This window comes from Chromohalobacter canadensis, from assembly GCF_029544075.1.
Classification (GTDB): Bacteria; Pseudomonadota; Gammaproteobacteria; order Pseudomonadales; family Halomonadaceae; genus Chromohalobacter; species Chromohalobacter canadensis_A.
Genome location: NZ_JAJQJH010000005.1, coordinates 41,877 through 64,676 on the forward strand (window position 1 = coordinate 41,877; position 22,800 = coordinate 64,676).

General features: G+C 61.5%; 18 protein-coding genes. 6 read left to right on the forward strand and 12 right to left on the reverse strand.

Annotated features, from left to right (window positions below; all coding sequences use genetic code 11):
• Nucleotides 1-337 precede the first annotated feature (337 nt).
• From LUN51_RS08725 to LUN51_RS08740, 4 genes are all read left to right on the forward strand, one after another.
• Nucleotides 338-1,261 (forward strand): GGDEF domain-containing protein, encoded by a 924-nt coding sequence (locus LUN51_RS08725; protein WP_277810956.1) that lies wholly within the window; start codon nucleotides 338-340, stop codon nucleotides 1,259-1,261.
• Nucleotides 1,262-1,482: 221 nt separating this feature from the next.
• Complete coding sequence (locus tag LUN51_RS08730; RefSeq protein ID WP_277810957.1) at nucleotides 1,483-2,133, forward strand: hypothetical protein; 651 nt, start codon at nucleotides 1,483-1,485, stop codon at nucleotides 2,131-2,133.
• A complete protein-coding gene (locus LUN51_RS08735; protein ID WP_277810958.1) occupies nucleotides 2,130-2,870 on the forward strand; it encodes a DUF3307 domain-containing protein in 741 nt (246 codons plus the stop codon). Before LUN51_RS08730 ends, LUN51_RS08735 begins: the two co-directional genes overlap by 4 nt.
• A gap of 22 nt (nucleotides 2,871-2,892) precedes the next feature.
• Nucleotides 2,893-3,801, forward strand: coding sequence for an N-acetylmuramoyl-L-alanine amidase (locus tag LUN51_RS08740; protein ID WP_277810959.1), 909 nt, complete (start codon nucleotides 2,893-2,895; stop codon nucleotides 3,799-3,801).
• On the opposite strand, the gene LUN51_RS08745 is transcribed toward LUN51_RS08740, so the two are convergent.
• A complete protein-coding gene (locus LUN51_RS08745) occupies nucleotides 3,779-4,336 on the reverse strand; it encodes a helix-turn-helix domain-containing protein (protein ID WP_246921070.1) in 558 nt (185 codons plus the stop codon). The two genes, LUN51_RS08740 and LUN51_RS08745, sit on opposite strands and share 23 nt — an antisense overlap.
• A 148-nt stretch (nucleotides 4,337-4,484) precedes the next feature.
• Here LUN51_RS08745 and LUN51_RS08750 point away from each other — a divergent pair, with 148 nt between their 5' ends.
• A complete protein-coding gene (locus tag LUN51_RS08750) occupies nucleotides 4,485-5,663 on the forward strand; it encodes a benzoate/H(+) symporter BenE family transporter (RefSeq protein ID WP_277810960.1) in 1,179 nt (392 codons plus the stop codon).
• Here the strand turns inward: LUN51_RS08750 and ppc are convergent.
• The 5 genes from ppc to cysM form a co-directional block, all read right to left on the reverse strand.
• Nucleotides 5,660-8,311: a phosphoenolpyruvate carboxylase gene (ppc, locus tag LUN51_RS08755; protein ID WP_277810961.1), complete on the reverse strand. Its 2,652-nt coding sequence runs from the start codon at nucleotides 8,309-8,311 to the stop codon at nucleotides 5,660-5,662. The two genes, LUN51_RS08750 and ppc, sit on opposite strands and share 4 nt — an antisense overlap.
• A 107-nt stretch (nucleotides 8,312-8,418) precedes the next feature.
• Nucleotides 8,419-9,261 (reverse strand): nucleoside triphosphate pyrophosphohydrolase, encoded by an 843-nt coding sequence (mazG, locus tag LUN51_RS08760; protein WP_247620015.1) that lies wholly within the window; start codon nucleotides 9,259-9,261, stop codon nucleotides 8,419-8,421.
• Entirely contained in the window at nucleotides 9,258-11,510 is a 2,253-nt protein-coding gene (gene relA, locus LUN51_RS08765) for a GTP diphosphokinase (RefSeq protein WP_277810962.1), read from the reverse strand. Before relA ends, mazG begins: the two co-directional genes overlap by 4 nt.
• Nucleotides 11,494-12,921, reverse strand: coding sequence for a 23S rRNA (uracil(1939)-C(5))-methyltransferase RlmD (gene rlmD / locus LUN51_RS08770; protein WP_277810963.1), 1,428 nt, complete (start codon nucleotides 12,919-12,921; stop codon nucleotides 11,494-11,496). Before rlmD ends, relA begins: the two co-directional genes overlap by 17 nt.
• Nucleotide 12,922: 1 nt before the next feature.
• Nucleotides 12,923-13,819: a cysteine synthase CysM gene (cysM, locus tag LUN51_RS08775; protein ID WP_277810964.1), complete on the reverse strand. Its 897-nt coding sequence runs from the start codon at nucleotides 13,817-13,819 to the stop codon at nucleotides 12,923-12,925.
• A 147-nt stretch (nucleotides 13,820-13,966) separates the two neighbouring features.
• Here cysM and LUN51_RS08780 point away from each other — a divergent pair, with 147 nt between their 5' ends.
• A complete protein-coding gene (locus LUN51_RS08780; protein WP_277810965.1) occupies nucleotides 13,967-16,723 on the forward strand; it encodes an ATP-binding protein in 2,757 nt (918 codons plus the stop codon).
• A gap of 11 nt (nucleotides 16,724-16,734) precedes the next feature.
• On the opposite strand, the gene pdxJ is transcribed toward LUN51_RS08780, so the two are convergent.
• The 6 genes from pdxJ to lepA all read right to left on the reverse strand — a co-directional run bounded on the left by pdxJ (nucleotide 16,735) and on the right by lepA (nucleotide 22,654).
• Complete coding sequence (pdxJ, locus tag LUN51_RS08785; protein ID WP_277810966.1) at nucleotides 16,735-17,562, reverse strand: pyridoxine 5'-phosphate synthase; 828 nt, start codon at nucleotides 17,560-17,562, stop codon at nucleotides 16,735-16,737.
• Nucleotides 17,563-17,613: 51 nt separating this feature from the next.
• The gene (gene recO, locus LUN51_RS08790; RefSeq protein WP_277810967.1) at nucleotides 17,614-18,318 is read right to left on the reverse strand and encodes a DNA repair protein RecO; all 705 of its coding nucleotides are present in this window, start codon (nucleotides 18,316-18,318) and stop codon (nucleotides 17,614-17,616) included.
• Between the two features lie 30 nt (nucleotides 18,319-18,348).
• Entirely contained in the window at nucleotides 18,349-19,248 is a 900-nt protein-coding gene (era, locus tag LUN51_RS08795) for a GTPase Era (protein WP_277810968.1), read from the reverse strand.
• Nucleotides 19,245-19,937, reverse strand: coding sequence for a ribonuclease III (rnc, locus tag LUN51_RS08800; RefSeq protein ID WP_277810969.1), 693 nt, complete (start codon nucleotides 19,935-19,937; stop codon nucleotides 19,245-19,247). Before rnc ends, era begins: the two co-directional genes overlap by 4 nt.
• Before the next feature lie 81 nt (nucleotides 19,938-20,018).
• On the reverse strand, nucleotides 20,019-20,822 hold the full coding sequence (gene lepB, locus LUN51_RS08805) for a signal peptidase I (protein ID WP_277810970.1): 804 nt from the start codon (nucleotides 20,820-20,822) through the stop codon (nucleotides 20,019-20,021).
• A gap of 11 nt (nucleotides 20,823-20,833) precedes the next feature.
• Nucleotides 20,834-22,654, reverse strand: a complete 1,821-nt coding sequence (gene lepA / locus LUN51_RS08810; protein ID WP_097023283.1) for a translation elongation factor 4 — start codon at nucleotides 22,652-22,654, stop codon at nucleotides 20,834-20,836.
• Nucleotides 22,655-22,800: the final 146 nt, after the last annotated feature.

Sequence of the window (22,800 nt, forward strand, 5' to 3'; positions counted from 1 at the left end):
CCTTTACTTGACTAGCTGACGTTTTGCCCCGCTCCCCAGGAGCGGGGCTTTTTATGTTATGCGCTCTGCTCCACGCCACGTCGGGCCGAGCATGGTGCGCATGCCTTGTCTCGTGCCCGCCCCGCGCCTTCCTTCTGTACCACACGATTGAACCGATACTTTAAAAGTAAAACATAACTTCAATATCACATTTGATATACCGCTAATGATCAAACACGTGTTCAAAATGACCTAAATCAACTCATGAAATTTAATTTTAATTTACTTATAAGATACCTTTATTTACATTGAGTAGCTGTCTAGACTGACCGCTTCATAAAAAAACGGCATAGAACTAATGTCTATAATATCGACGCAGGGAAAACAACCACTTACCTTCAAGAGACAGTGGGTACGCCTGAGTGTGCTGGCGTGCGTGACCACCGGCTTGCTTGGCTGGGGTATCGGTGAGTCCCACTGGCCTTGGTACATACAGGCTATTGCGCTGCTATTGCTGATATCACTGACAGCAGGCTGGGTGTTACTGAGAATCGAAAGGGACCTTTTACACCCCATGCGGCGGCTCGCGGAGCATGCGCGTCGACTGCATGAAGGTGACAATACCCACCTCATGATGACGACCTACCTCACCGAACGCCGCGATGAAGTCGGCGAGCTGGCACGCCAGTTTCAACACTTGGTCGAGGACCTCAAGGCACACAATGCCCAGTTGCTGGAACAATCGCTCATCGATCCGCTCACGAAACTGGGCAATCGCCGCATGCTGGAAAATCGTCTCGATGTCGCCCTACCGCTGACGCGGCGTCTCGACTGTACGGTGTCAGTGCTGATGATGGACGTCGACCATTTCAAACCTTATAACGACTACTACGGTCATCCAGCCGGCGACGAGTGTCTGGTGCAGATCTCTGGCGTATTGCGCGATACTTTCCGTCGTGAAACGGATATCGTCGTTCGCTTGGGAGGTGAGGAGTTTCTCGTCTTACTCATCGACACCCCTAGTCAAGAGGCCTGGCGCTTGGCCGATGCCATGCGTGGCATGATTCAGGCGATGGGCATCCCGCACGCGTACTCTCCCAGTGCTGAGGTCGTCACCGTCAGCGTGGGTGTCATCACGAGCCCGCCTGGGGTCAGCGCGGATATCGATAGAATGGTCGCCTGCGCCGATGAAGCCCTGTATGCCTGCAAGGCCCAGGGCCGCAATACTACCCAGGCGCGTATGCTCTCGCCCCCCTCCGAGGTGCTTGAGCCCCATACCTGATAGCGCCCGGCCAGAACCGCTAGGGCAACAAGCACTTTAACCATCCCCTTCGTTCTACCGACACGTTGGTACTTGCGGGGTTGGCATGCCTAAAATACTGTATATAATTACAGCCAAAAGATATTACGCCTAGCTCCATAATCCGGTTATTTTGCGATCAGCTAGACTTATCGATTTATTATACTATTATTGCCATGTATCGTATTAAAAGGCGATAAAGCATGAGTGAAACTCCCCTCGGCGTACTGACCGGCGACATTGTCGGGTCACGCCGCATCAATGACCACACGCGGCTCGATCAAGCGCTCGAGAGCACATTAGGGCTCCTCGAATCGCAATACGGAGCACGCGTGGACCGCTACCGAGGCGATGGCTTTCAAGTCGCCTTGCGCTCGCCCGCGCAAGCCATGACGGCCGCCGTACTGGCCCGTGCTGCGTTAATACGGCACTCCCCTTCTCGACGCGAGACCTGGGACGCACGCATCGCAGTGGCCGTCGGCCTGGGGCACTTACCCGAAACGGAGCGTTTCGCCTCGGCCAATGGCGAGGTTTACGTGCGCTCTGGCCAAGCCTTGGATGCCTTGAGCGGGGGCGATACGCGCTTTGCACTGTCATTGCCCGAGCCTAATGACGCCTTGGCCCTATTGACGCGTTTCGCCGATGCCATCATCCAGGGCTGGACCCATAACGCCGCCGAAGTGATGTACTGGCGACTGCAGCATGCCGAAACCCAACAGGCCTTGGCCAAACGCCTCGGACGTGCGCAGTCGACTATCCATCAACGTTTGCACGCCGCGCGTTGGCCGCTGATCGAGGAATATCTCACGCATGTCAGTCAGCGCATCACGGCCATCATGGAGGCTCCACGATGATCGGTTCTCCCTTGACCACGCTATTGATGTTGCTGATCGCGCACCTGGCCGGTGACTTTCTGCTCCAGAGCGCTGCTTGGGTTCGCGACAAGAACGCTCGTCGCCAGCGTTCCCGTGCCCTTTACTTGCACGCCGGCGTGCATGGCGCGTTGGCCTGGCTGGTATTCATCTACTCTCAACCCCTTGCCATCGCTTTGCTGGGGGCGGTTTTCATCGCCGTCACACATCTCGTCATCGATGCTTTCAAGAGCCACGCCCCGGCCGAGCACGTGCGTTACTTCGTCGCCGACCAGGCCCTGCATGTCGCCGTGCTCGTCATCGTATGGGCATGGTTGGTCGGTGACGGCGCTTGGCTCGGCCACGCTGTCGCGTGGCTATTGCATCCTCGGACCCTGCTGGTGGCCTTGGCGTATCTAATCGTCATGCGGCCATTCTCGATTCTCATCGCCCTGATCATGCGTCGTTGGAGCCATGGCGTGGACAACAGCGGTACGCTCGCCGACGCGGGCGCGCGTATCGGCATGCTCGAGCGGTTTCTGGTACTGACCTTCGTGCTGGCCGACCAGCTTGTGCCCATCGGCTTCCTGCTGGCCGCTAAGTCGGTATTGCGCTTCGGCGATCTGCGCGAGGACCGCGACCGCAAGCTCACCGAATACGTCCTGCTGGGCACCATGCTGAGCTTCTCGTTGACGCTCACCCTGGGCATACTGATCGTCCACTGGTATGCCGCCTTGTAACGTCAACGCCGGAGACGCCGCCATGCCAACGCCACGCTTACATTCGTCCCAAGCGCGATGGCGGCTCCCCCTGCCCTGCCTACCGATGCCCTGCCTACCGATGACCTGGCTTATCGTTGTCTGCTTGCTCGCGCTGACGGCGTGCAGTGGTACGCCGATGTTGGAGTCACGAGACGGCTATCGAGTCGATCACCGTTATCAGTCCAGCGCCCAGAGCAGCCGCGTGCGCCATTTAGTGCTGCATTACACCGACAGCGATGCACAGCGTTCGCTACGCACGTTGACCGGGCCACGCGTGAGCTCACACTATTTAGTGACACGCGAGGCGACGCCGAGAATTTATCAACTAGTCGATGAATCGCGACGCGCCTGGCATGCCGGTGCTAGCGCCTGGGGTTCGCGTTCAAACCTCAATGACACTTCCATCGGCATCGAGATCGTCAACCGAGGGCCACGCGACACGCCCCGTGGACGTACCTGGACACCCTACCCCGCGCGACAGATCGACACGCTCATTGCCCTGGCGCGCGATATAATCGAGCGCCACGATATCGACCCGGTGGATGTCGTGGGACACGCCGATATTGCCCCACAGCGCAAGATCGACCCCGGCCCGCGCTTCCCTTGGTATCGCCTGTATCGCGCGGGCATCGGAGCCTGGCCGGAGACGGAGCGCGTCATGGCCTACCAGAGGCGCTTCATGACATCGCCGCCCTCGCTCATCCAATGGCAGCGCGCACTGGCGGTGTACGGCTATCCCGTCCGTGTCACCGGCCGCTTCGACGCGCTAACGCGAGATACCTTGCGCGCCTTTCAGATGCACTTCCGCCCCACACGCCATGACGGCTATCCGGATGCGCACAGCGCCGCCATCCTCTGGGCGCTGCTGGAGAAATACCGGCCCGAGGCTAAACCTGCGGGTAATGAATGATGTCGTGAAAGCGCACCGCATGATCGCCAGGGTTGCGATAGCCATGCTCGCGGTCGGCGGCAAAACGGCGTGCCTCGCCAGTGCCGAGCGTGTCCCACGTCCCATCGAGGCCCAAATCCAGCACGCCTTCGAGTACCACGACGTGCTCGACCACGCCACGCTCGTGGGGCGATGACTCGCTACACGCGCCCGGTGCCAGCTCGATCAAGAACATCTCGAAGCGCAGGGCCGGGTCGAAGGCGAAGAGCGGGGTCACCGTCATGCCGGCAGCGGCGTCTTCCAGTACCGCCGTGGCGGCGTTGTTCGGGGGGCCACCCTCAACCGAAGCCTGTTCGAAGAACAGCGAGAACGACACTCGGAATCCACCTGAGATTTTCCATAACGTCGCCACGGTGGGGCTCGACTCACCACGTTCGATCTGCCCCAGCATCGCCTTGCTGACCCCCGTGGCGCGAGATGCCCGATCCAGGCTCCAGCCTTGCGCGGCGCGCAGCGTCTTGAGTGTCGCGGCAATGTGCGGTGTCGGTTCCTGCATATCCCTGCTCTCCAATGACCTTCCCTGAAATGACTACACCGTGGATCAATGCACTGCAGATTAATTGTACGTCAACGTCGGCGCTGCTATCGTGCGTTATAACGCACAACACGCCAAAATCAGCCGACCGCCTGGGCAAGGAGCCACCATGCGTCAGCCTTTTTTCCTACGCGATCTTTCCGTCTCGGCTATCGTGGCGGGGTTCGTGGCCGTGCTGGTGAGCTACGCCAGTTCAGCGGTGATCGTCTTTCAGGCCGCCGAGGCCGCTGGCGCCAGTCCCGCGCAGATCGGCGGCTGGCTAAGCACCCTGGGGCTGGGCATGGGCGTCACTTCGCTGGGGTTGTCGCTTTACTATCGCGTGCCAGTGCTGACTGCCTGGTCGACCCCCGGCGCGGCGTTACTAGCGACGAGTCTGGGTGACTACACACTTGCCGAGGCCATTGGCGTATTCCTGTTCTCGGGCGCGCTGATGGTGATATGCGGAGTCACGGGGATCTTCGCGCGGCTCATGGAGCGCATTCCGCACGCCCTTGCCGCTGCCATGCTAGGCGGGGTGTTGCTGCGCTTCGGGCTAGAAGCCTTCGCTTCCCTCGAGGATAATCTCACCCTGGTGGGCGCCATGTGCATCGCTTATCTGCTAGGGCGACGCTATTGCCCCCGCTACGCGGTGCTCGGTGTCCTCCTGGCGGGGTTGGCCGTCGCCGGGCTGCAAGGCGGCATCGACACGACACGTGTCACGCTGGCCATCGACATGCCCGAACCCATCGCGCCGAGCTTCACGCTGTCATCGCTGATCGGCGTGGGCATTCCGCTGTTCGTGGTCAGCATGGCGTCTCAGAACGCGCCAGGCGTGGCGACCCTGCGAGCGGCCGGTTATACGCCACCGCTGTCGCCGCTGATCGCCTGCACCGGGTTGGCGACGCTGATATTGGCGCCACTGGGCGGCTTCTCGATCTGCCTGGCGGCGATCACCGCCGCCATCTGCATGGGACCCGAGGCGCATCCCGACCCTGGACGGCGCTACATGGCCGCCGCTTGCGCGGGGGCGTTCTACTTGCTAGCGGGCGTCTTCGGCGGCTCCATCGGCACGTTGTTTGCCGCCCTGCCCGGCCCTTTGGTATTGGCCATCGCGGGGCTGGCGCTATTGACCACCATCGGCGGTAGCCTGCATAACGCCCTGTACGACGCAACCCAGCGCGATGCGGCGCTGGTCACCTTTCTCATCACCGCCTCGGGGGTGACGCTACTAGGTGTCGGCGCCGCGTTCTGGGGCCTCGTCGGCGGAATGCTGACCCGGGCGCTGCTCACGCCCGCCAAGCGTGATTAGCCGGTATTGCGCAGTCCGGCGGCAATCCCCGCCATGGTCACCATCAGCGCCCGTGACAGCTCGGGGCTGATCGCGCCGTCGGCATCACGGTTACGCTGCAAGAGTTCCGCCTGTAGGCCATGCAAGGGATCGATATAGGGGTTTCGGACCTCGATGGCTTGGCGAATCAACGGCGTGTGCTCGAGCAGTTCATCTTGATCGAGGATATCCAGCAGCGCCGTTTCCAGATGTGACAAGCGCTGGCGCAGCGATTTGCCCAAGGCTTGCAGCGCCGGCTCGTCGACCAGGCGGCGCTCATAATAGGCGGCAATGTCGGGGTCGGCCTTGGCCAGCAGCATCTCGAGCATATCCAGATAGGTGCCGAAGAACGGCCAACGTGCGCGCATGTCGCGCAAGCGCTCGCGGCCGTCTGGTTCGGCGAGACGCGTGGCGAAGGCTTCGCCACTGCCCAGCCAGGCCGGCAGCATCAGCCGGGTCTGGGTCCAGGCAAAGATCCAGGGAATCGCGCGCAACGATTCTACGCCGCCCTCCTGGCGACGCTTCGCGGGACGCGACCCCAGCGGCAGACGGCCGAGCGCACTTTCCGGCGTCACCGAGCGGAAATACGGCACGAAATCGGGATCCTCGCGCACCACGCCGACATAGGCACGATGCGCGATATCGGACAGCCGGTCCATTTCCTCGCGCCACACCGGTTCGGGATCGGGCGGCGGCAGCAGCGTGGCTTCGAGCACCGCACAGGCATAGATTTCCATGGAACGCAGGGCGATATCCGGCTGACCGAACTTGAAGCGGATCATTTCACCCTGCTCGGTGACACGCAGGCTGCCATTCACCGAGCCCGGCGGCTGCGAGAGAATCGCCGCATGCGCCGGACCGCCGCCACGCCCCACGGTACCGCCACGCCCATGGAATAGCGTCAACGCGACGCCGTGCTCGCGGCAGATGCCGACCAATTGCTCCTGGGCGCGGTACTGTGCCCAGGCAGCAGCCAACTGGCCGGCGTCCTTGGCCGAGTCCGAATAGCCGATCATGACTTCCTGGCCATCGCCGGCCATGCGTCGATAACCGGGCAACGACAACAATCGCGCGATGACATCACCAGCGCGATTGAGGTCGTCGAGGGTCTCGAACAGCGGCGCGATAGGGAGATGCATGTCGCCACCGACTTCCTTCATCAACAGCGCTACCGCCAGCACATCGGACGGCTGCCCCGCCATGGAGATGACATAAGTACCCAGCGCCTCGCGGTGTTCGCGGGCGATGACCCGGAAGGTGTCAATGACCTCGCGGGTTTCCGCCGAGCAGTCCCAGCGCCGGGGGATCAACGGACGTGGCGATTCCAGTTCTTCGAGCAGGAACGCCTGTCGCTGCTCTTCATCCCACTCGCGGTAACGGCCCAGGCCCAGGCATTCACTGAGCTCGTCGAAGACCTGGGCATGACGGCTGGATTCCTGGCGGATATCCAGTTTGGTCAGCGAGACACCGAACACCGCCACGCGCCGCAGGGTATCCAGCAGGCTACCATTGGCGATGGTATCCAGGCCCATGTCGCACAACGAGCGATAGCAGGACAACAGCGGCGCATAGAGCTGATCGCGCGTTTCGATGATCGGGATATCGGTGTCGAAGGGGCGCCCGTCGAGACGCGCCTTGGCCCAATCGCGCGTCGCCTCTACCCGTGCCAACAAACGCTTGAGCAAGGCGCGATACGGCTCGGGGTCACTGCCAACCTCGGCACGCAACGCGCCGTTGGCCTTCCACATCGAGAGTTCCGACTTGAGACGCAACAGGTCACGCGCGTAGAGATCGGCGGCCATCCAGCGGCCCAGCAGCAGGACCTCCTCGGTGACCCGCCCGGTGACGTTGGGATTGCCGTCGCGGTCGCCGCCCATCCACGATGCGAAACGCAACGGCGCGGCGTCCAGCGGTAAGCGTTCACCGGCGGAGGCCAACAAGAGATCGTCGAGCTCGCGGTGGAAATCGGGCACCGCCTGCCACAGTGAATTCTCGATCACCGCGAAGCCCCATTTGGCTTCGTCCACCGGGGTCGGCCGTTCGTGGCGAATCTCGTCGGTGTGCCAGGCTTGGCCGATCAATTCCTCGAGCCGCCCGCGGGCGCGGTCGGCGATTTCCTCACGTTCGGTAGCGCCTTCCATGGTGCTCAGGCACTCGTCTATGGCGTCGTACTTGCGGATGAGAGTGCGCCGGATGACCTCGGTGGGATGCGCAGTCAGCACCAGTTCTACGCGCATGGCGGCCAGTGTTTCGACCAGCTTGCGCGGCGCATGCCCGGCGCTTCGAATGCGCCCGAACAGCTCGCCGAGATCGGGCTGGGTGCCGGGCTTGTAGTCTTCGACACGACGAAAACGCGCGCGGTAATGCTGCTCGGCGATATTGGAGAAATTGAGAAACTGGTTGAAGGCACGCGTCACCGGCAGCAAATCTTGCTCGGGCAGCGCGCGCAGATATTCGATCAATTCACGGCGGCCTTCGCTGTCTTCCTGGCGCCCTTGCTTGGCCAGGCTGCGAATGGTCTCGATCTTATCGACGAAGCCATCGCCCAGGTCATCGGCGATGGTGCGCCCTAGGCTATCGCCGAGGATGCGGACGTTGTCGCGCAGCGATTCATGCAAGTCGTGACTCATGATGCCCTCCGTGGTGGATGTGCCGGTCACCGCAGTGACCGACATGGCAAGTTGTTGTCTTGACTACATTACCCGGGCACGCCGACACCCACAACGGATGTTCTCTCTCAGCACACAGAGGTTTCGCGGCGCTTGGCGGCTTGCCAGTGACGCTCCATTTCGTCGAGGGAGGAGGCCTCGAGGGAATCGCCCCGCTCCGCCAGCGCACTTTCGACATGACGAAAGCGGCGCTCGAACTTGCCATTGGCTTCGCGCAGCGCGCGCTCGGGATCGACATCGAAGCGCCTTGCCAGGTTGGTGACGGCGAACAGCAGGTCGCCGATTTCCTCGCGTACATGATCGGCATCTTGATGATCCGCGGCTTCCTCGACCTCTGCCAATTCCTCGCGGATCTTGTCGTACACGCCTTGAGCGTCGGGCCAGTCGAAGCCGATCCGCGCGGCACGCTTGGAAAGCTTAGCGCCACGCGACAAGGCGGGCAGCGTTCGCGGCACGTCATCGAGCACCGACACCGCCTGACGCGTCTCGCGCTCCTGTGCCTTGAGCGCTTCCCAACGCGTCTTGACGCCAGCCGTCTCCACTTCATCGGCCGACACACCGACCGGACGCCGCGATTCGAGCGTTCCCTCGGGGAAAACATGCGGATGGCGCGCCACCATCTTGGCGGTCAGCACATCGACGACATCGTGAAAATCGAAGCGCCCTTCTTCTCGCGCGAACTGGCTGTAATACACCACCTGGAAGAGCAGGTCGCCCAACTCGCCGGGCAGCTCGTCGAAGGCACGCCGCTCGATGGCATCGGCCACCTCGTAGGCCTCTTCCAGAGTGTGAGGGACGATGCTATCCCAGTCCTGCTTGACGTCCCAGGGACAACCTTGCTCGCTGTCCCGCAACACCGCCATCAACCTCAAAAGATCGTCGAGCCCGTAACGCGCGGATGCCTCACTCATGCCGTCTTGCCTCCTCCACTGCGCAGCCGCTTGACGTCGATGACGTTGGGGAGCTGCTGAATTCGCGAAAAGATGCGCTCCAAGGCCTCGAGGCCATCGACTTCCAGGGTGATCTTCATACGCGCCAGGTTATCGTGCTTATCGGTCAGCGTATTGACCGACAGCACATTGATGCGATCACTGGTGAGAATATGCGTGACATCGCGCAGCAATCCCGAACGGTCCCAGGCTTCGATCTCGATATCCACCGGGTACTGAGCGCTGGCATTGCCCCACTCGACATCGACGATGCGGCGCGGCTCCTCGGCACGTAATTGCAGGATATTGGGGCAATCCTGGCGATGGATGGTCACACCACGCCCTTGGGTGATATAGCCGACGATCTGATCGCCGGGTACCGGGTGGCAGCAATTGGCCATCGAGGTCTTGAGATTACCGACGCCCAGCACGGTGATGTCGTCCACCGCCGCTTTGGACGAGCGACCGGGCTTGGCCAACAGGCGATCGAGCTGCTCCTGATCGTCGGTATCGCCGAAAAGTTGCTGCGCCTGGTGCAACACCTGTCCGATGCGCAGGTCACCGCCGCCGATAGCGGCATACATGTCGTCGACCGTCTGGTAATTGACGGCTTGCGCCAAGGCGTCGAAATCTACGCCCTCGATGTCCAAGCGCCGAAACGCCTTCTCGAACAGGGTGCGACCTTCCTCGATGTTCTGACTGCGCGCCTGGTACTTGAACCATGCCTGGATCTTGGCCCGCGCCCGCGAGGTCTTGACGAAACCCAGGTTGGGATTGAGCCAGTCGCGGCTCGGCCCGCCCTTGGTGGCGGTGAGAATCTCGACCTGCTGCCCGGTCTCGAGCTGATACGTCAACGGTACGATGCGGCCATCGACCTTGGCGCCCCGACACAGATGACCAACCTCGGTATGCACGCGGTAGGCGAAGTCGATGGGCGTGGCGATCTTGGGCATGTCGATGACATGGCCATCCGGGGTGAAGACGTAGATACGATCCGGCGCCACGTCGCTGGAAAGGCCCTCGCGCAGGTCGCCCAGCTCGCCGACTTCCTCCTGCCATTCGAGCACCTGGCGCAGCCAGGCGATCTTCTCCTCGTAGCTACGGCTTTTCGAGTCGACATCGTGCCCCTTGTAACGCCAGTGGGCACAGACACCGAGCTCGGCCTCCTCATGCATGGAGAAGGTACGGATCTGGATCTCCAGCACCTTGTTCTCGGGGCCGATCACCGCCGTGTGCAGCGATTGGTAGCCATTGCGCTTGGGGTTGGCGATGTAATCGTCGAATTCATGCGGCACGTGATGCCAGCTCGAATGCACGATGCCCAGCGCGGTGTAGCAGTCGGCGACTTCCGGCACCAGAATGCGCACCGCGCGCACGTCGTAGACCTGCGAGAAGTCGATGTGCTTGCGCTGCATTTTGCGCCAGATCGAGTAGATATGCTTGGCACGGCCGTCGACATCGTATTGCTTGATGCCTTGCTGATCGAGCAGTCCCTTGATGGTTTCCACCACGTCATGGATATAGCGGTCGCGGTCGAGGCGTTTCTCGGCCAGCTGCTTGGCGATGGCCTTATAGTCGCTCTCTTGCAGATAGCGGAACGACAGGTCCTCGAGCTCCCACTTGAGCTGCCCGATACCCAGGCGGTGTGCCAGCGGCGCGTAGATATCGAAGACCTCGCGCGCCACCCGCAGACGCTTGTCGCGCGGCGCGTCGCGCACCATGCGCAGCGCACAGGTACGTTCGGCAATCTTGATCAAGGCCACGCGTACGTCGTCGACCATCGCCACCAGCATCTTGCGCAGGTTTTCCTGCTGATTGTGCTGCGATAACCCCTGACGCGGCGCCTGCAGTTGGCTGATCGCTGCCATGTGCAACACGCCGTCGATCAGCGAAGCCACTTCCGCGCCGAAGCGCTTCTCGATGGCCTCCAGCGTGATCAACCCCTCGCGTACCACGCGGTACAGTACCGCCGCCTCGAGAATCGACTGATCGAGCTTAAGTTCGCCGAGAATATCGGCCATTTCCAGACCGGTGCGGAAGCTAGAGGCCGGTTCGGCCCAGTTGTGGTGAGGTTTCTCGGCGTTATAGGCCAGATGCCGAGCAAGTTCGCAGGCCTGGCGCATCTCCTCGGTATCGCGCAGCACGACATCATCCTGGAGGCGCTTCAACCACAATGCGATATCGACCTCGCCGCCCGGCGTCAACGGTTGGTCTTCACGGACCTTGACCATGATCTTCCCTTTCTGCGGACATGGACCGACCGCGCGATGACGCGCGGGTCAGTAACAGCATGGACTCCAAATGCGCGGTGTGCGGGAACATATCGACGACCGCGGCACGTTCGATGCGGTAGCCACCTTGCACAAGATGTGCCGTATCCCGCGCCAGCGCGGCGGGATCGCACGAGATATACAGCACTTTTTCCACCGGATGCTCGACAAGCCCCCGACACAGCGCCTCGGCACCGCCACGCGGCGGATCGAGCACGACCCAATCGACATCGTCGACATCGGGCATGCGTGTGGCTAGATCGGCCTGATGTGCCTCGACATGGTGCAAACCGGCGCCACGCGCGTTGTCGGCAAGGCGCTCGACCATCGCCGGACTGCCTTCGATGCCGCTGATCGCGGCCACATGGGGCGATAGCGCCAGGGTGAAGTTGCCCACACCGGCGAACAGATCGAGCACCCGCTCGTGCCCTCGTGGTGCAAGCCAGCGTAGCGCCGTACGCACCAACTGGGCATTGACCTCGGCGTTGATCTGCAGGAAATCGCCCGGCGCACACCCCAGTTGCAGGGTGGTATCGTCCAATGCCAGCGTGACGTGCAGCGTCTCGCCAAACGGCGCATGCAGCCAGCGCCGCGTGGGCGACTCGCGCCCCACCTGCCAGATCAGCATGATGTCGCGTTCGGCGGCGAAACGTTGCCAGCGGGTTTCGTCCCCGGGGACATCGCGCAACTGACGTATCACCACACAGGCGCCTTCGGCCGTGGCGAGCAGTTCGATGTGACCGACGCGTCGCGGCGCCTCCAGCGTGGTCAGGCATTCGCGCAGCGGGGCGATCAAGTCCGCCAGTATGGGCTCGAGCACCATGCAGTGATCGATGTCGACCAAGTGTTCACTGCCCCGGGCGCGAAACCCGAGATGCGGCGTTCCCTCGGCATCGCATTTGACGCCCAGGCGCGCACGACGCCGATAGCCCAGCCCCTCGCCGACCAAGCGTTGCATCGCGGGGAGGTCGAGCCCCTGACGCGTGAACAATTCTTCGAGCGTACGCTGCTTATGGGTGCGCTGCTCCTCGAGTGCCAAGTGCTGCAAGTCACAACCGCCGCAACGCCCGTAATACATGCAAGGCGGTGTCACCCGCTGTGGGGAAGGTTCGAGACACTCGACGACATGCGCCTCGTCGAAGCGCTTGCGCTGACGATGCACAGCGATGCGCACACGCTCGCCGGGGAGCGCCTGATCGACGAACACCGTCTTGCCATGCGGGTCGCGTGCCACGCCGCGCCCATCATGCGCCAAGCGCTCGATGGTCAACGTATCTGCCGCCTCGCCACGGGGTGGCGCATGTGCCCCGCTTTCCCGACGCACTCGACCCGTGGCGGCGCGCGGTGGGCGCCGTTTGCCCAGCATCGCCATCTTAGCGCTCCGGGGCGAAAAGGCCGGTGGACAGGTAACGGTCGCCACGATCGCAGACGATGAACACGATCACCGCGTTTTCCACCTGCTCGGCGATCCGCAACGCTCCCGCCAGCGCGCCGCCGGAGGAGACCCCCGCCAGAATGCCTTCTTCGCGGGCGAGCAACCGCATATGCTCCTCGGCTTCCTGCTGGCCGATATCCAACGTGACGTCGACCCGCGAGGCATCGAAAATGCGCGGCAAGTACTCATGCGGCCAGCGTCGAATGCCGGCGATACTGGCGCCATCGGCGGGTTGCAGGCCGACAATCTGAATGTCGTCGCGGCGTTCCTTGAGATACTGCGAGACACCCATGATGGTGCCGGTGGTGCCCATCGAGCTGACGAAATGGGTGATTTCCCCACCGGTCTGCTCCCAGAGCTCCGGCCCGGTGGTGCGGTAATGCGACAAGGGATTATCGGTATTGGCGAACTGGTTGAGCGGCTTACCCTCGCCACGTGCGATCATCTCGTCAGCCAGGTCGCGTGCACCTTCCATGCCCGCGTCCTTGCTGACCTCGATCAACGTCGCGCCATAAGCGGCCATCGCCTGCTTGCGCTCGCTGGAAGCGCTCTCGGGCATGATCAAGGTCATGCGATACCCCTTGATCGTCGCCGCCATGGCAAGCGCGATGCCGGTGTTGCCCGAGGTCGCCTCGATCAAGGTGTCGCCGGGACTGATCTCACCGCGCGCCTCGGCTTCTCCGAGCATCGAGAGTGCCGGACGGTCCTTGACCGAGCCTGCCGGGTTGTTGCCCTCGAGCTTGGCCAATAACGTGTTGTTACGCCCTGCGTGCAGCCGGGTCAAACGGACCAACGGCGTGTGGCCAACCACATCCGCGAGAGTGGGAAATTGCATGGTTCATCCTTTGCGATACGCGTCGCTTCGGAACGCATTCGTCGGTTATTCGATGCGTCCAATTATATCCGGGACGGCCCGTCGGCGACAGGCGAACCCGCTGAGTGTGGCATACTGCCGATGGGGAACACGAAGGGAGCGGTCGGAATGTCACTAAGGCTGCGCTTGCTGCTTTTATTGCTGGGTTTGCCACTGAGCGTGGGAATCGCCTATGGGACGTATGACATCTATGCCGAACGGCAGGAGGCGCGTGAGGCGCTCATCACACGCATCGCCGATGTCACCACGACGCTGGCGCCGGCCTTCACGCTGGCACTCGATGAAGCGCGTGACGAACATCTTCGCCAGCTAGCCCAACGCCTGCTGGATATCGATGAGGTCGACGCCGTCAGCATTCGCGACGGCGATGGCGAGGCCGTGCTCAGCCTCGGCGAAACGCAGCACGCCCCCGACCATCCGATGCCGGCCCAGAGTACATTGCAGGAGCACGCGCAACGCTGGCGCTGGCTGCAACCCTTGGGCACGGTCAACACGGACCAGGATGCGGCGGATGCGACCACGGCTTACTGGCTCGATGTCGATCTGGGTACTACGGCGCTGACGCTAGCCTTTTATCGCCAGCTAGCCGGCCACGGCATGGCCGGATTGGTGCTAGGCCTGCTGCTGTTCCTGCTTGCCTACCCGCTGAGCCGCCGTCTGACCAGGCCGTTGCAACAGCAGGTCGACCTGCTCGAACGCCTCAACGGCGGCGATTACAGCGCCCGTCTTTCGCCTCGTGGCGCGCGTGAACTGACCACACTGGGGCACCAGATCAATGCCCTGGGCGATCACATGATGCGCCTGCGCGAGGATACCCAGGCACAAATCGACCAGACGACCTTCGACCTGCGCGAGTCGATGGAAACCATCGAGGTCAAGAACATCGAACTCGACATGGCCCACCGCCGCGCGTTGGAAGCCAACCGCATCAAGTCCCAGTTTCTAGCCAACATAAGCCATGAAATTCGCACGCCACTCAACGGCATAATCGGGTTTTGCCAACTTCTCGGACGCAGCGCCCTGGACAGTCGCCAGCGCGAATGGCTCGAACAGGTACAAACCGCCTCGGATAACCTGCTTTCGCTGATCAGCGATGTGCTGGATTTCTCCAAGATCGAGGCCGGTAAGCTCGAGCTGGAAACCGTGCCGGTGGACATGGTGGCCTTGGTCGACGAAGTGCTTGGCCTACAGGCTCCCAACGCGCAGCGCAAGAGCCTGCACCTGCTGGGCCTGGTCTACGATGATGTGCCCGACCAACTGCTCGGCGATCCATTGCGCATCAAGCAGGTGCTCACCAACCTGGTCAACAACGCCGTCAAGTTTACCGAGCGCGGCGAGATCATCGTCCGTGTCATGCTCGATGACCTCAATGCCACCAGCACCAAGCTGCGCATCAGCGTCCGTGACACCGGGATCGGCCTCGACCTGGCGAGTCGTGAGCGACTTTTTCAGGCCTTCAGCCAAGGCGATGCCAGCCGCTCGCGCAAATACGGCGGCACCGGGTTGGGGCTGATGATCAGCAAGCGCTTGGTGGAGCAGATGGGCGGTGAGATCGACGTGGAAAGCGAAAGCGGCGAAGGCACGACCTTCACGTTTTCGTTGACGCTGATCGCCACGCAACAGCGCGAGCGCCTTCCCGAATTGAACCTGGGTGGCTATCGCGTCGGCTTGTTCGAAGCCCACTCCGCGAGTCGGCGAGCCTTCACGCATCTGCTCGAGCGCTGGGATGCCCGCGTCGTGTCGCTGCCCTCGCGGGACGCCTGCACGAACTCACCGCCAGAGATCGATCTATTGGTGCTGGGGCTGACCCAGGACGACCTGCGCCCCAGAGAACTCACTGCCTGGCATGAGGTGTTGGATCATTGCGCATGCCCGGGACTACTGCTGGTTAATGCCGATCCCTTCGAGCTTCCCGACCTGACGCTTCCCCACGGCGGCGACATCACCACCAAGCCGGTCTCGCGACGCGGGCTGGGTAATGCCATCAACGCCTTGCTGACGAGCGAAGGCGAGACGGCGCGCGCCACGGTGGAGGCGTCATCATCCACGCCGGCCGGCAAGGTGCTGGTGGTCGATGACACGCCTTCCAACCGCTTGCTGGTCAAGGAGCTGTTGCAGGACCGCGGCTTGACGCCGCTACTCGCGGGCAGCGGCGAGGAAGCGCTGGCTATGGCGCATGGGGAGTCCATATCACTGGTATTGATGGACATCCAGATGCCCGGCATGAACGGCGTGGACACCATGAAAGCGCTCCGCGCGCTTGATGACGACTGGCAGCGGCGTCCCATCGTGGCGCTAACTGCGCACGCTCTCGAAGAGGAACGCCAGCAGTTGCTACGCGATGGCATGAGCGATTGTTTGATCAAGCCGATCCGCGAGTCGGCGCTGGATACCCTGCTCAAGCGCTACCTGGGCGAGGCCGTCCATTCCACTTACGACTCTCGCCCCAAGGCGCTGCCCTCGCCATCACCCGACCAGGCACCGACGCAAGAAGTCCAGGACGAGACCGCTGGAGACGAATTACCGGTGGTCGACATGCAGCTTGGCATGCGCATGGCCGGAGGGCGCGAAGCACTGGCACACGACATGCTCACCCTGCTTTTCGAGCATTTGGATGAATCCGAACAGTCGATTCACACCGCTTGGGTTGCCCAGGACGCTGAGGCTTTCCATGAGCAGATCCACCGCCTCAATGGCGCCTGTCGCTACTGCGGCGTGCCACAATTGGCCTTGTTGGCGGAGACGCTGGAAACCCGCCTCAAGGCCCAGGGGCTCGAAGCCTGCCAGGGACTCTACGCTACGCTTCAGACCGCAATCACGCGGCTACGCGAGTGGCAGGCCCAGAACTGGCAGACCGAGGCCTGAGGAACGCAGGATCAATCGCCGCCACACTCGCCGTTATCGTCATGATCGTGGTCGTCCTCATGCTCATGACCGTGCTCGTGGGCATCGAGCTGTGCCATGACCCCGGCTTCCTGCCCGGCAATAGCGAGGCGCTTCATGTCCGCCACGGCCTCTTTGAGGCCCACGAACAGCGCTCGCGCGATAATGGCATGCCCGATATTCAATTCGTGAATGCCGGGGATCGCGGCAATCGCCTCGACGTTGTGGTAATGCAGTCCGTGACCGGCGTTGACCGTCAGCCCCAGCTCGAACGCCATCTCGGCCGCCGCCACCAGGCGCTGGTACTCGATACGCTGTGCTTCGCCACTGGCCTCGGCATATGCCCCGGTATGCAGCTCGACGGTCGGCGCGCCCAGCTCGAACGCGGCCTGGATCTGAGCGGGCTCAGGATCGATGAACAACGACACCTCGCAGTTCACCGCGGCCAGACGCCGGCAGGCCTCACCCACGCGCTCGCAAGCGCCCACGACATCGAGCCCGCCTTCGGTGGTGAGTTCTTCGCGCTGCTCGGGCACCAGGCAAACGTTGGCGGGACGTAACGCCTCGGCAAAGGTGATCATCTCCTCGGTCACAGCCATTTCCAGGTTCATGCGCGTGGCCAGCGTTTCGGCAAGCACGCGCACGTCGCGCTCCTGAATATGGCGGCGATCCTCACGCAGATGCAGGGTAATGCCATCAGCGCCGGCTTCTTCGGCCAGCATGGCGGCCTGCACGGGATCCGGATAGCGTGTCCCCCGCGCCTGACGCAGCGTGGCGATATGATCAATATTGACGCCCAATAGGATACGTGGCGGATGCATGGCGATGTCCTTTCAATAAGAAGTTGGAATAATAAGAGGATGAAATGGTCGTCAGGAGGTGCGTCGACGCTCGGCCAGTCGCCGCATCAACTCTCGCGAGCGCAAGGGGCGCTCGCCCAATAAGGGCGCCAATGCCGAACGCGTGACATGCTTGGCAACACCTGCCAGGCCTGGCGCCTCCCAGTCACCCCGCGCCAACCACTTGAGGCTGCGACCGTCGATGCCTCCCTGTCCGGGGGCGACGGCGCGAAAGCAATGACGCTCGGCGTGATACAGATAATGCGTATAGGCGTCCAGCGGGGCATCGTGCTCATCGACGAAACGCGGTGCCATGTCGAGGCTCTCCAGGAGGGTAATTTCCAGGCGTCTCAACGCTCCCGCTCGCTTGGCCGGCGATGGCAAGGCTTCGAGCGTCAGCGCGTAATGCGAAAACACCTCGCCCACCGGATACTCCAGCGGCAATACCCGCGTCATGAGCTCGTTGGCGTAAAACCCGCACAGTAACCCTTCGCCGGCCAGCAGGGCCGTACTGCCCTGGCTTTCGAGCAGTCGCAAACGCTTGAGCTCGCCATTCCCGCTCCAGGTGACGTGCAAGGGGGAATATGGCTGCAGAATCCCGCGCGCCTTGCTGCCACCACGTTGCACGCCTTGGGCTACGGCACGCACTCGCCCCTGTGTGAGCGTCAGCAATTCGACGATGGCGCTGGTCTCACGGTAGGGACGTTTGTGCAGTAAAAAGGCCGGTTCAGGCGTCATCGCGGCATCCATGCGCCTTGGCAAGCGCCATCAGTCGAGATCGTAACCCAAGCTCTTCAGGGCGCGATCATCGTCGGACCACCCTCGCTTGACCTTCACCCACAGGTTGAGCATCACCTTGGCATCGAAAGCCCGTTCCATTTCCAGACGGGCCTCGCGGCCGATGTTCTTGATCCGCTCGCCCTGATCGCCGATCAGAATCTTCTTCTGCCCCTGGCGCTCGACCAGAATCAAGGCACTGATGTGCAACGTCTTGCCATCATCCTTGAATTCCTCGATCTCGACGGTCATCTGATACGGCAGTTCGTCGCCGAGCTGGCGCATGACCTTCTCGCGCACCAACTCGGCAGCCAGGAAACGCTGACTCTTGTTAGTGACCTGATCCTCGGAGAAGTAATGCACGCTTTCCGGCAAGCGCTGGGCGACTTCGGCTTCAAGCTCAGGCACGTTGGTGCCGTTCTTGGCCGAGAGAGGCACTACGGCCGCGAACTCGCGCTTCTTGCTGATGCTATCCAGCCACGGCAGCAGACTGCTCTTGTCCTCGAGCCAGTCGACCTTGTTGACGGCTAGAATCACCGGTGCCGGCACGTTGCTGAGCTTCTCGAGCACCACGTCGTCTTCCTCGGTCCACTTGGTGCGGTCGACGATGAAGATCACGCAGTCGATATCACGCAGGGCGTGCGTGGCTGCCTGATTCATGAAGCGGTTGATCGCCTTGTTACGATCCCGCGACTGAATGTGCATACCCGGTGTGTCGACGTAGATGAACTGGGTGTCTTCCTCGGTCTTGATGCCCATCACCTGGTGACGCGTCGTTTGCGGACGCCGCGAGGTGATCGAGACCTTCTGCCCGAGAATCCGGTTCATCAGTGTCGATTTACCGACATTGGGGCGGCCAACGATGGCCACGAAACCACAGTGTTGCGTCATGCGTGTCTGCTCTGGGAAGGTTCGAGTATTTCCAGCGCCTTTTCGGCGGCTTGCTGTTCGGCGTGGCGACGGCTGGAGCCGACGCCCAGCATATGATCCTCAAGCATCTCTACATGACACTCGATGGTAAAGACCTGCGCGTGCGCTTCGCCTTCGACCGAGACCACTTCATAGCGCGGTAACGCCGATTGCCGAGATTGCAAAAATTCCTGCAGGCGCGTCTTGGGGTCTTTCTGGTTGTCCTGTAGATCGAGCGCTTCCAGGCGCGTTGCGTACCATGACAGCACCCGCGCCTTGGCGACGTCCATGCCCGCATCGAGATAGATGGCACCGATCAGCGCTTCTACGCCATCGGCGAGAATCGAGTCACGCCGGTAACCACCGCTTTTCATCTCGCCGGAGCCGAGTCGCAGGCATTCGCCCAACTCGAACTCGCGCGCCAGCTCGGCCAGGGTCTGCCCTTTCACCAAGCGCGCGCGCAAACGCGACAACTGACCTTCTCGCGCTTGGGGAAAGCGCTGGAAAAGCGCTTCGCCGATCACGAAGTTGACGATGGAGTCACCCAAAAATTCCAGGCGCTCGTTATTCTTACCTCCATAGCTACGATGGGTCACCGCCAACTCAAGCCGCGCGGTATCACGAAACTGGTAACCGATTCGTTTACTGAGGGTGTGCAAAGGGCTACTCACGACACTGCCTTTTTCATCTGTTCTGGGTGAAGCGGCGGAGAGCATGGCTCTCCCCCAGTATGAGTCATTCAAGAGTATGGTTCATTCGATGACTCTGACACTAGAGAAACTCGGCAAGCCGCTATCCCAGTGCATCCACACCGCGAATGCCTTGCCCACGATATTTTCTTCCGGTACGAAGCCCCAGTAGCGGCTATCGTTGGAATGATCCCGGTTGTCGCCCATCATGAAATAATGGCCGTCCGGCACCACGACCTCGGGCATTTGCGGACCGGGATCGTCGGGATTGTTATAAATGGCGTGCGCCACGCCATCCAATTGCTCCTCGAACTGTTGCTCGCCAGGCGCTGCCTTGATGTCGTCGTCCATCACCGATTTGCCGACCGGCTCATCGTTGACGTAAAGCTGCTTGTCTTCATAGCGAATGCGGTCCCCCGGCAAGCCGATAACACGCTTGATGAAATCGACTGAGGGATCATCAGGGAAGCGGAATACCATGACATCGCCACGCTCGGGTTCGCCGAAATCGACGACCTCGGTGTTGATGACGGGTAGCCGCAGCCCGTAGGTGAACTTGTTGACCAGGATGAAATCTCCGACCTTGAGTGTCGGACGCATCGAGCCGGAGGGAATCTGAAATGGCTCGACCACGAAACTCCGCAGCACCAACACGATCAGCAGCACGGGGAAGAAGGAACGCGCATAATCCACCGCCCAGGGTTCCTTGCCCAACTTGTCCCGCGTGGCGGTGTCCAGCCCACCGTCGACTTGCGATTCGGCTTTTTCCAGACGAGCGCGGCGGGCTCGCCGCCACCATACGATATCAACCAGCCAGACAACGCCGGTGATGGCGACGGCCAACACCAGCAACAACGTAAAATCCATGGCTTTGATTCCTAATCATTCATCTTGAGGACGGCGAGGAAGGCATCCTGGGGAATTTCCACTTTACCTACCTGCTTCATGCGCTTTTTGCCTGCCTTTTGCTTTTCGAGCAACTTCCGCTTGCGGGTCACGTCGCCGCCGTAACACTTGGCAGTCACGTTCTTGCGCAATGCCTTGACGGTCGAGCGCGATACGACCTGACCGCCCAACGTCGCCTGGATAGCGACATCGAACATTTGTCGCGGAATCAGCTCTTTCATCTTTTCCACCAACGCGCGCCCACGCGGATGGGCATGATCGCGGTGCACGATGGTGGCGAGCGCGTCGACGCGGTCACCGTTGATCAATACGTCGAGACGCACGAGATTGGCGGCTTCGAAACGCTCGAAGTTGTATTCGAGTGACGCATAGCCTTTGGAGATCGACTTCAAGCGGTCGAAGAAGTCCATCACCACTTCGCTCATCGGCAATTCGTAGGTGAGCTGAATCTGACTGCCCAGGAACAGCATGTCGAGCTGTGTCCCACGACGCTGCTCGCACTCGGTGATGACATTGCCGACGTATTCCTGCGGTACCAGAATGCTGGCACGCACGATGGGCTCACGCATCTCTTCGATGTCGGCCATGTCCGGCAATTTGGACGGATTGGACACGTAACGTATCTCACCGTCCTTCATGACCAGCTCGTAGATGACCGTCGGCGCCGTGGTCAAGAGGTCCAGGTCGTACTCACGCTCGAGACGTTCCTGGATGATCTCCATGTGCAAGGTGCCGAGGAAGCCGACGCGGAAACCGAAGCCTAATGCATCGGAATTCTCCGGCTCGTAGCCCAACGACGCATCGTTGAGGGCCAGCTTCTCCAACGCATCGCGGAAGTCTTCGTAATCGTCGGAGCTGACGGGAAACATGCCCGCATAGACTTGGGGCTTGACCTTCTGGAACCCGGGCAGGCGCGCGACGTCGTCACCCCCTTTGGCATGCACGATGGTGTCCCCTACCGGCGCGCCGTGGATGTCCTTGATGCCTGCCACGACGAAACCGACTTCACCGGCACGCAGGACGCCGGTTTGCTTGCGCTTGGGCGTGAAGATACCGACTTCGCTGACCTCCCAGGCCCGCTCGGTGGACTTCATGCGGATCTTGTCCCCCTTCTTGATCGTGCCGTCGAAGAGGCGCACCAGGGAAATCACGCCCAGATAGTTGTCGAACCACGAATCGACGATCAACGCCTGCAACGGCGCCTCGGGGTCTCCTTTGGGCGGTGGCACGTCACGCACCAGACGCTCGAGCAAGGCTTCCATGCCCAGGCCACTCTTCGCAGAGACCTGGCAGGCATCGGTGGCATCGATACCGATGATTTCTTCCACCTCGTGGGCCACGCGGTCAGGATCGGCCTGGGGCAGATCGATCTTGTTGAGGACCGGCAAGACTTCGAGCCCTTGCTCCACCGCCGTGTAGCAATTGGCCACCGATTGCGCTTCGACGCCTTGCGCCGCATCGACCACCAACAACGCGCCCTCGCAGGCATAAAGCGAGCGCGACACTTCGTAGGAAAAGTCGACGTGGCCCGGCGTATCGATGAAGTTGAGCTGATAGACCTGACCATCCTCGGCCTTGTAGTCCAGCGTCACGGACTGAGCCTTGATGGTGATGCCTCGCTCACGCTCGAGATCCATCGAGTCGAGCACCTGCTCCTTCGTCTCGCGCTCCGTCAAACCACCGCAGATCTGGATGATGCGGTCGGAAAGCGTCGACTTGCCGTGGTCAATGTGGGCAATGATGGAAAAATTGCGAATGAGTGGAAGCGTTGCGTTATTTTCGTCGCGGCTCATCAAGTCCTACCTGAGTCAGAAACACGATCCGGTCAAGCTAGGCAGCTTGCTAGGCGAGAGTACGCGGACCGATGGACAATTCAATTGAAAGGCATTGTACCGGCAAGCACCCTCCATGGACAGCGAGGGCGTTCGATCGACATGAC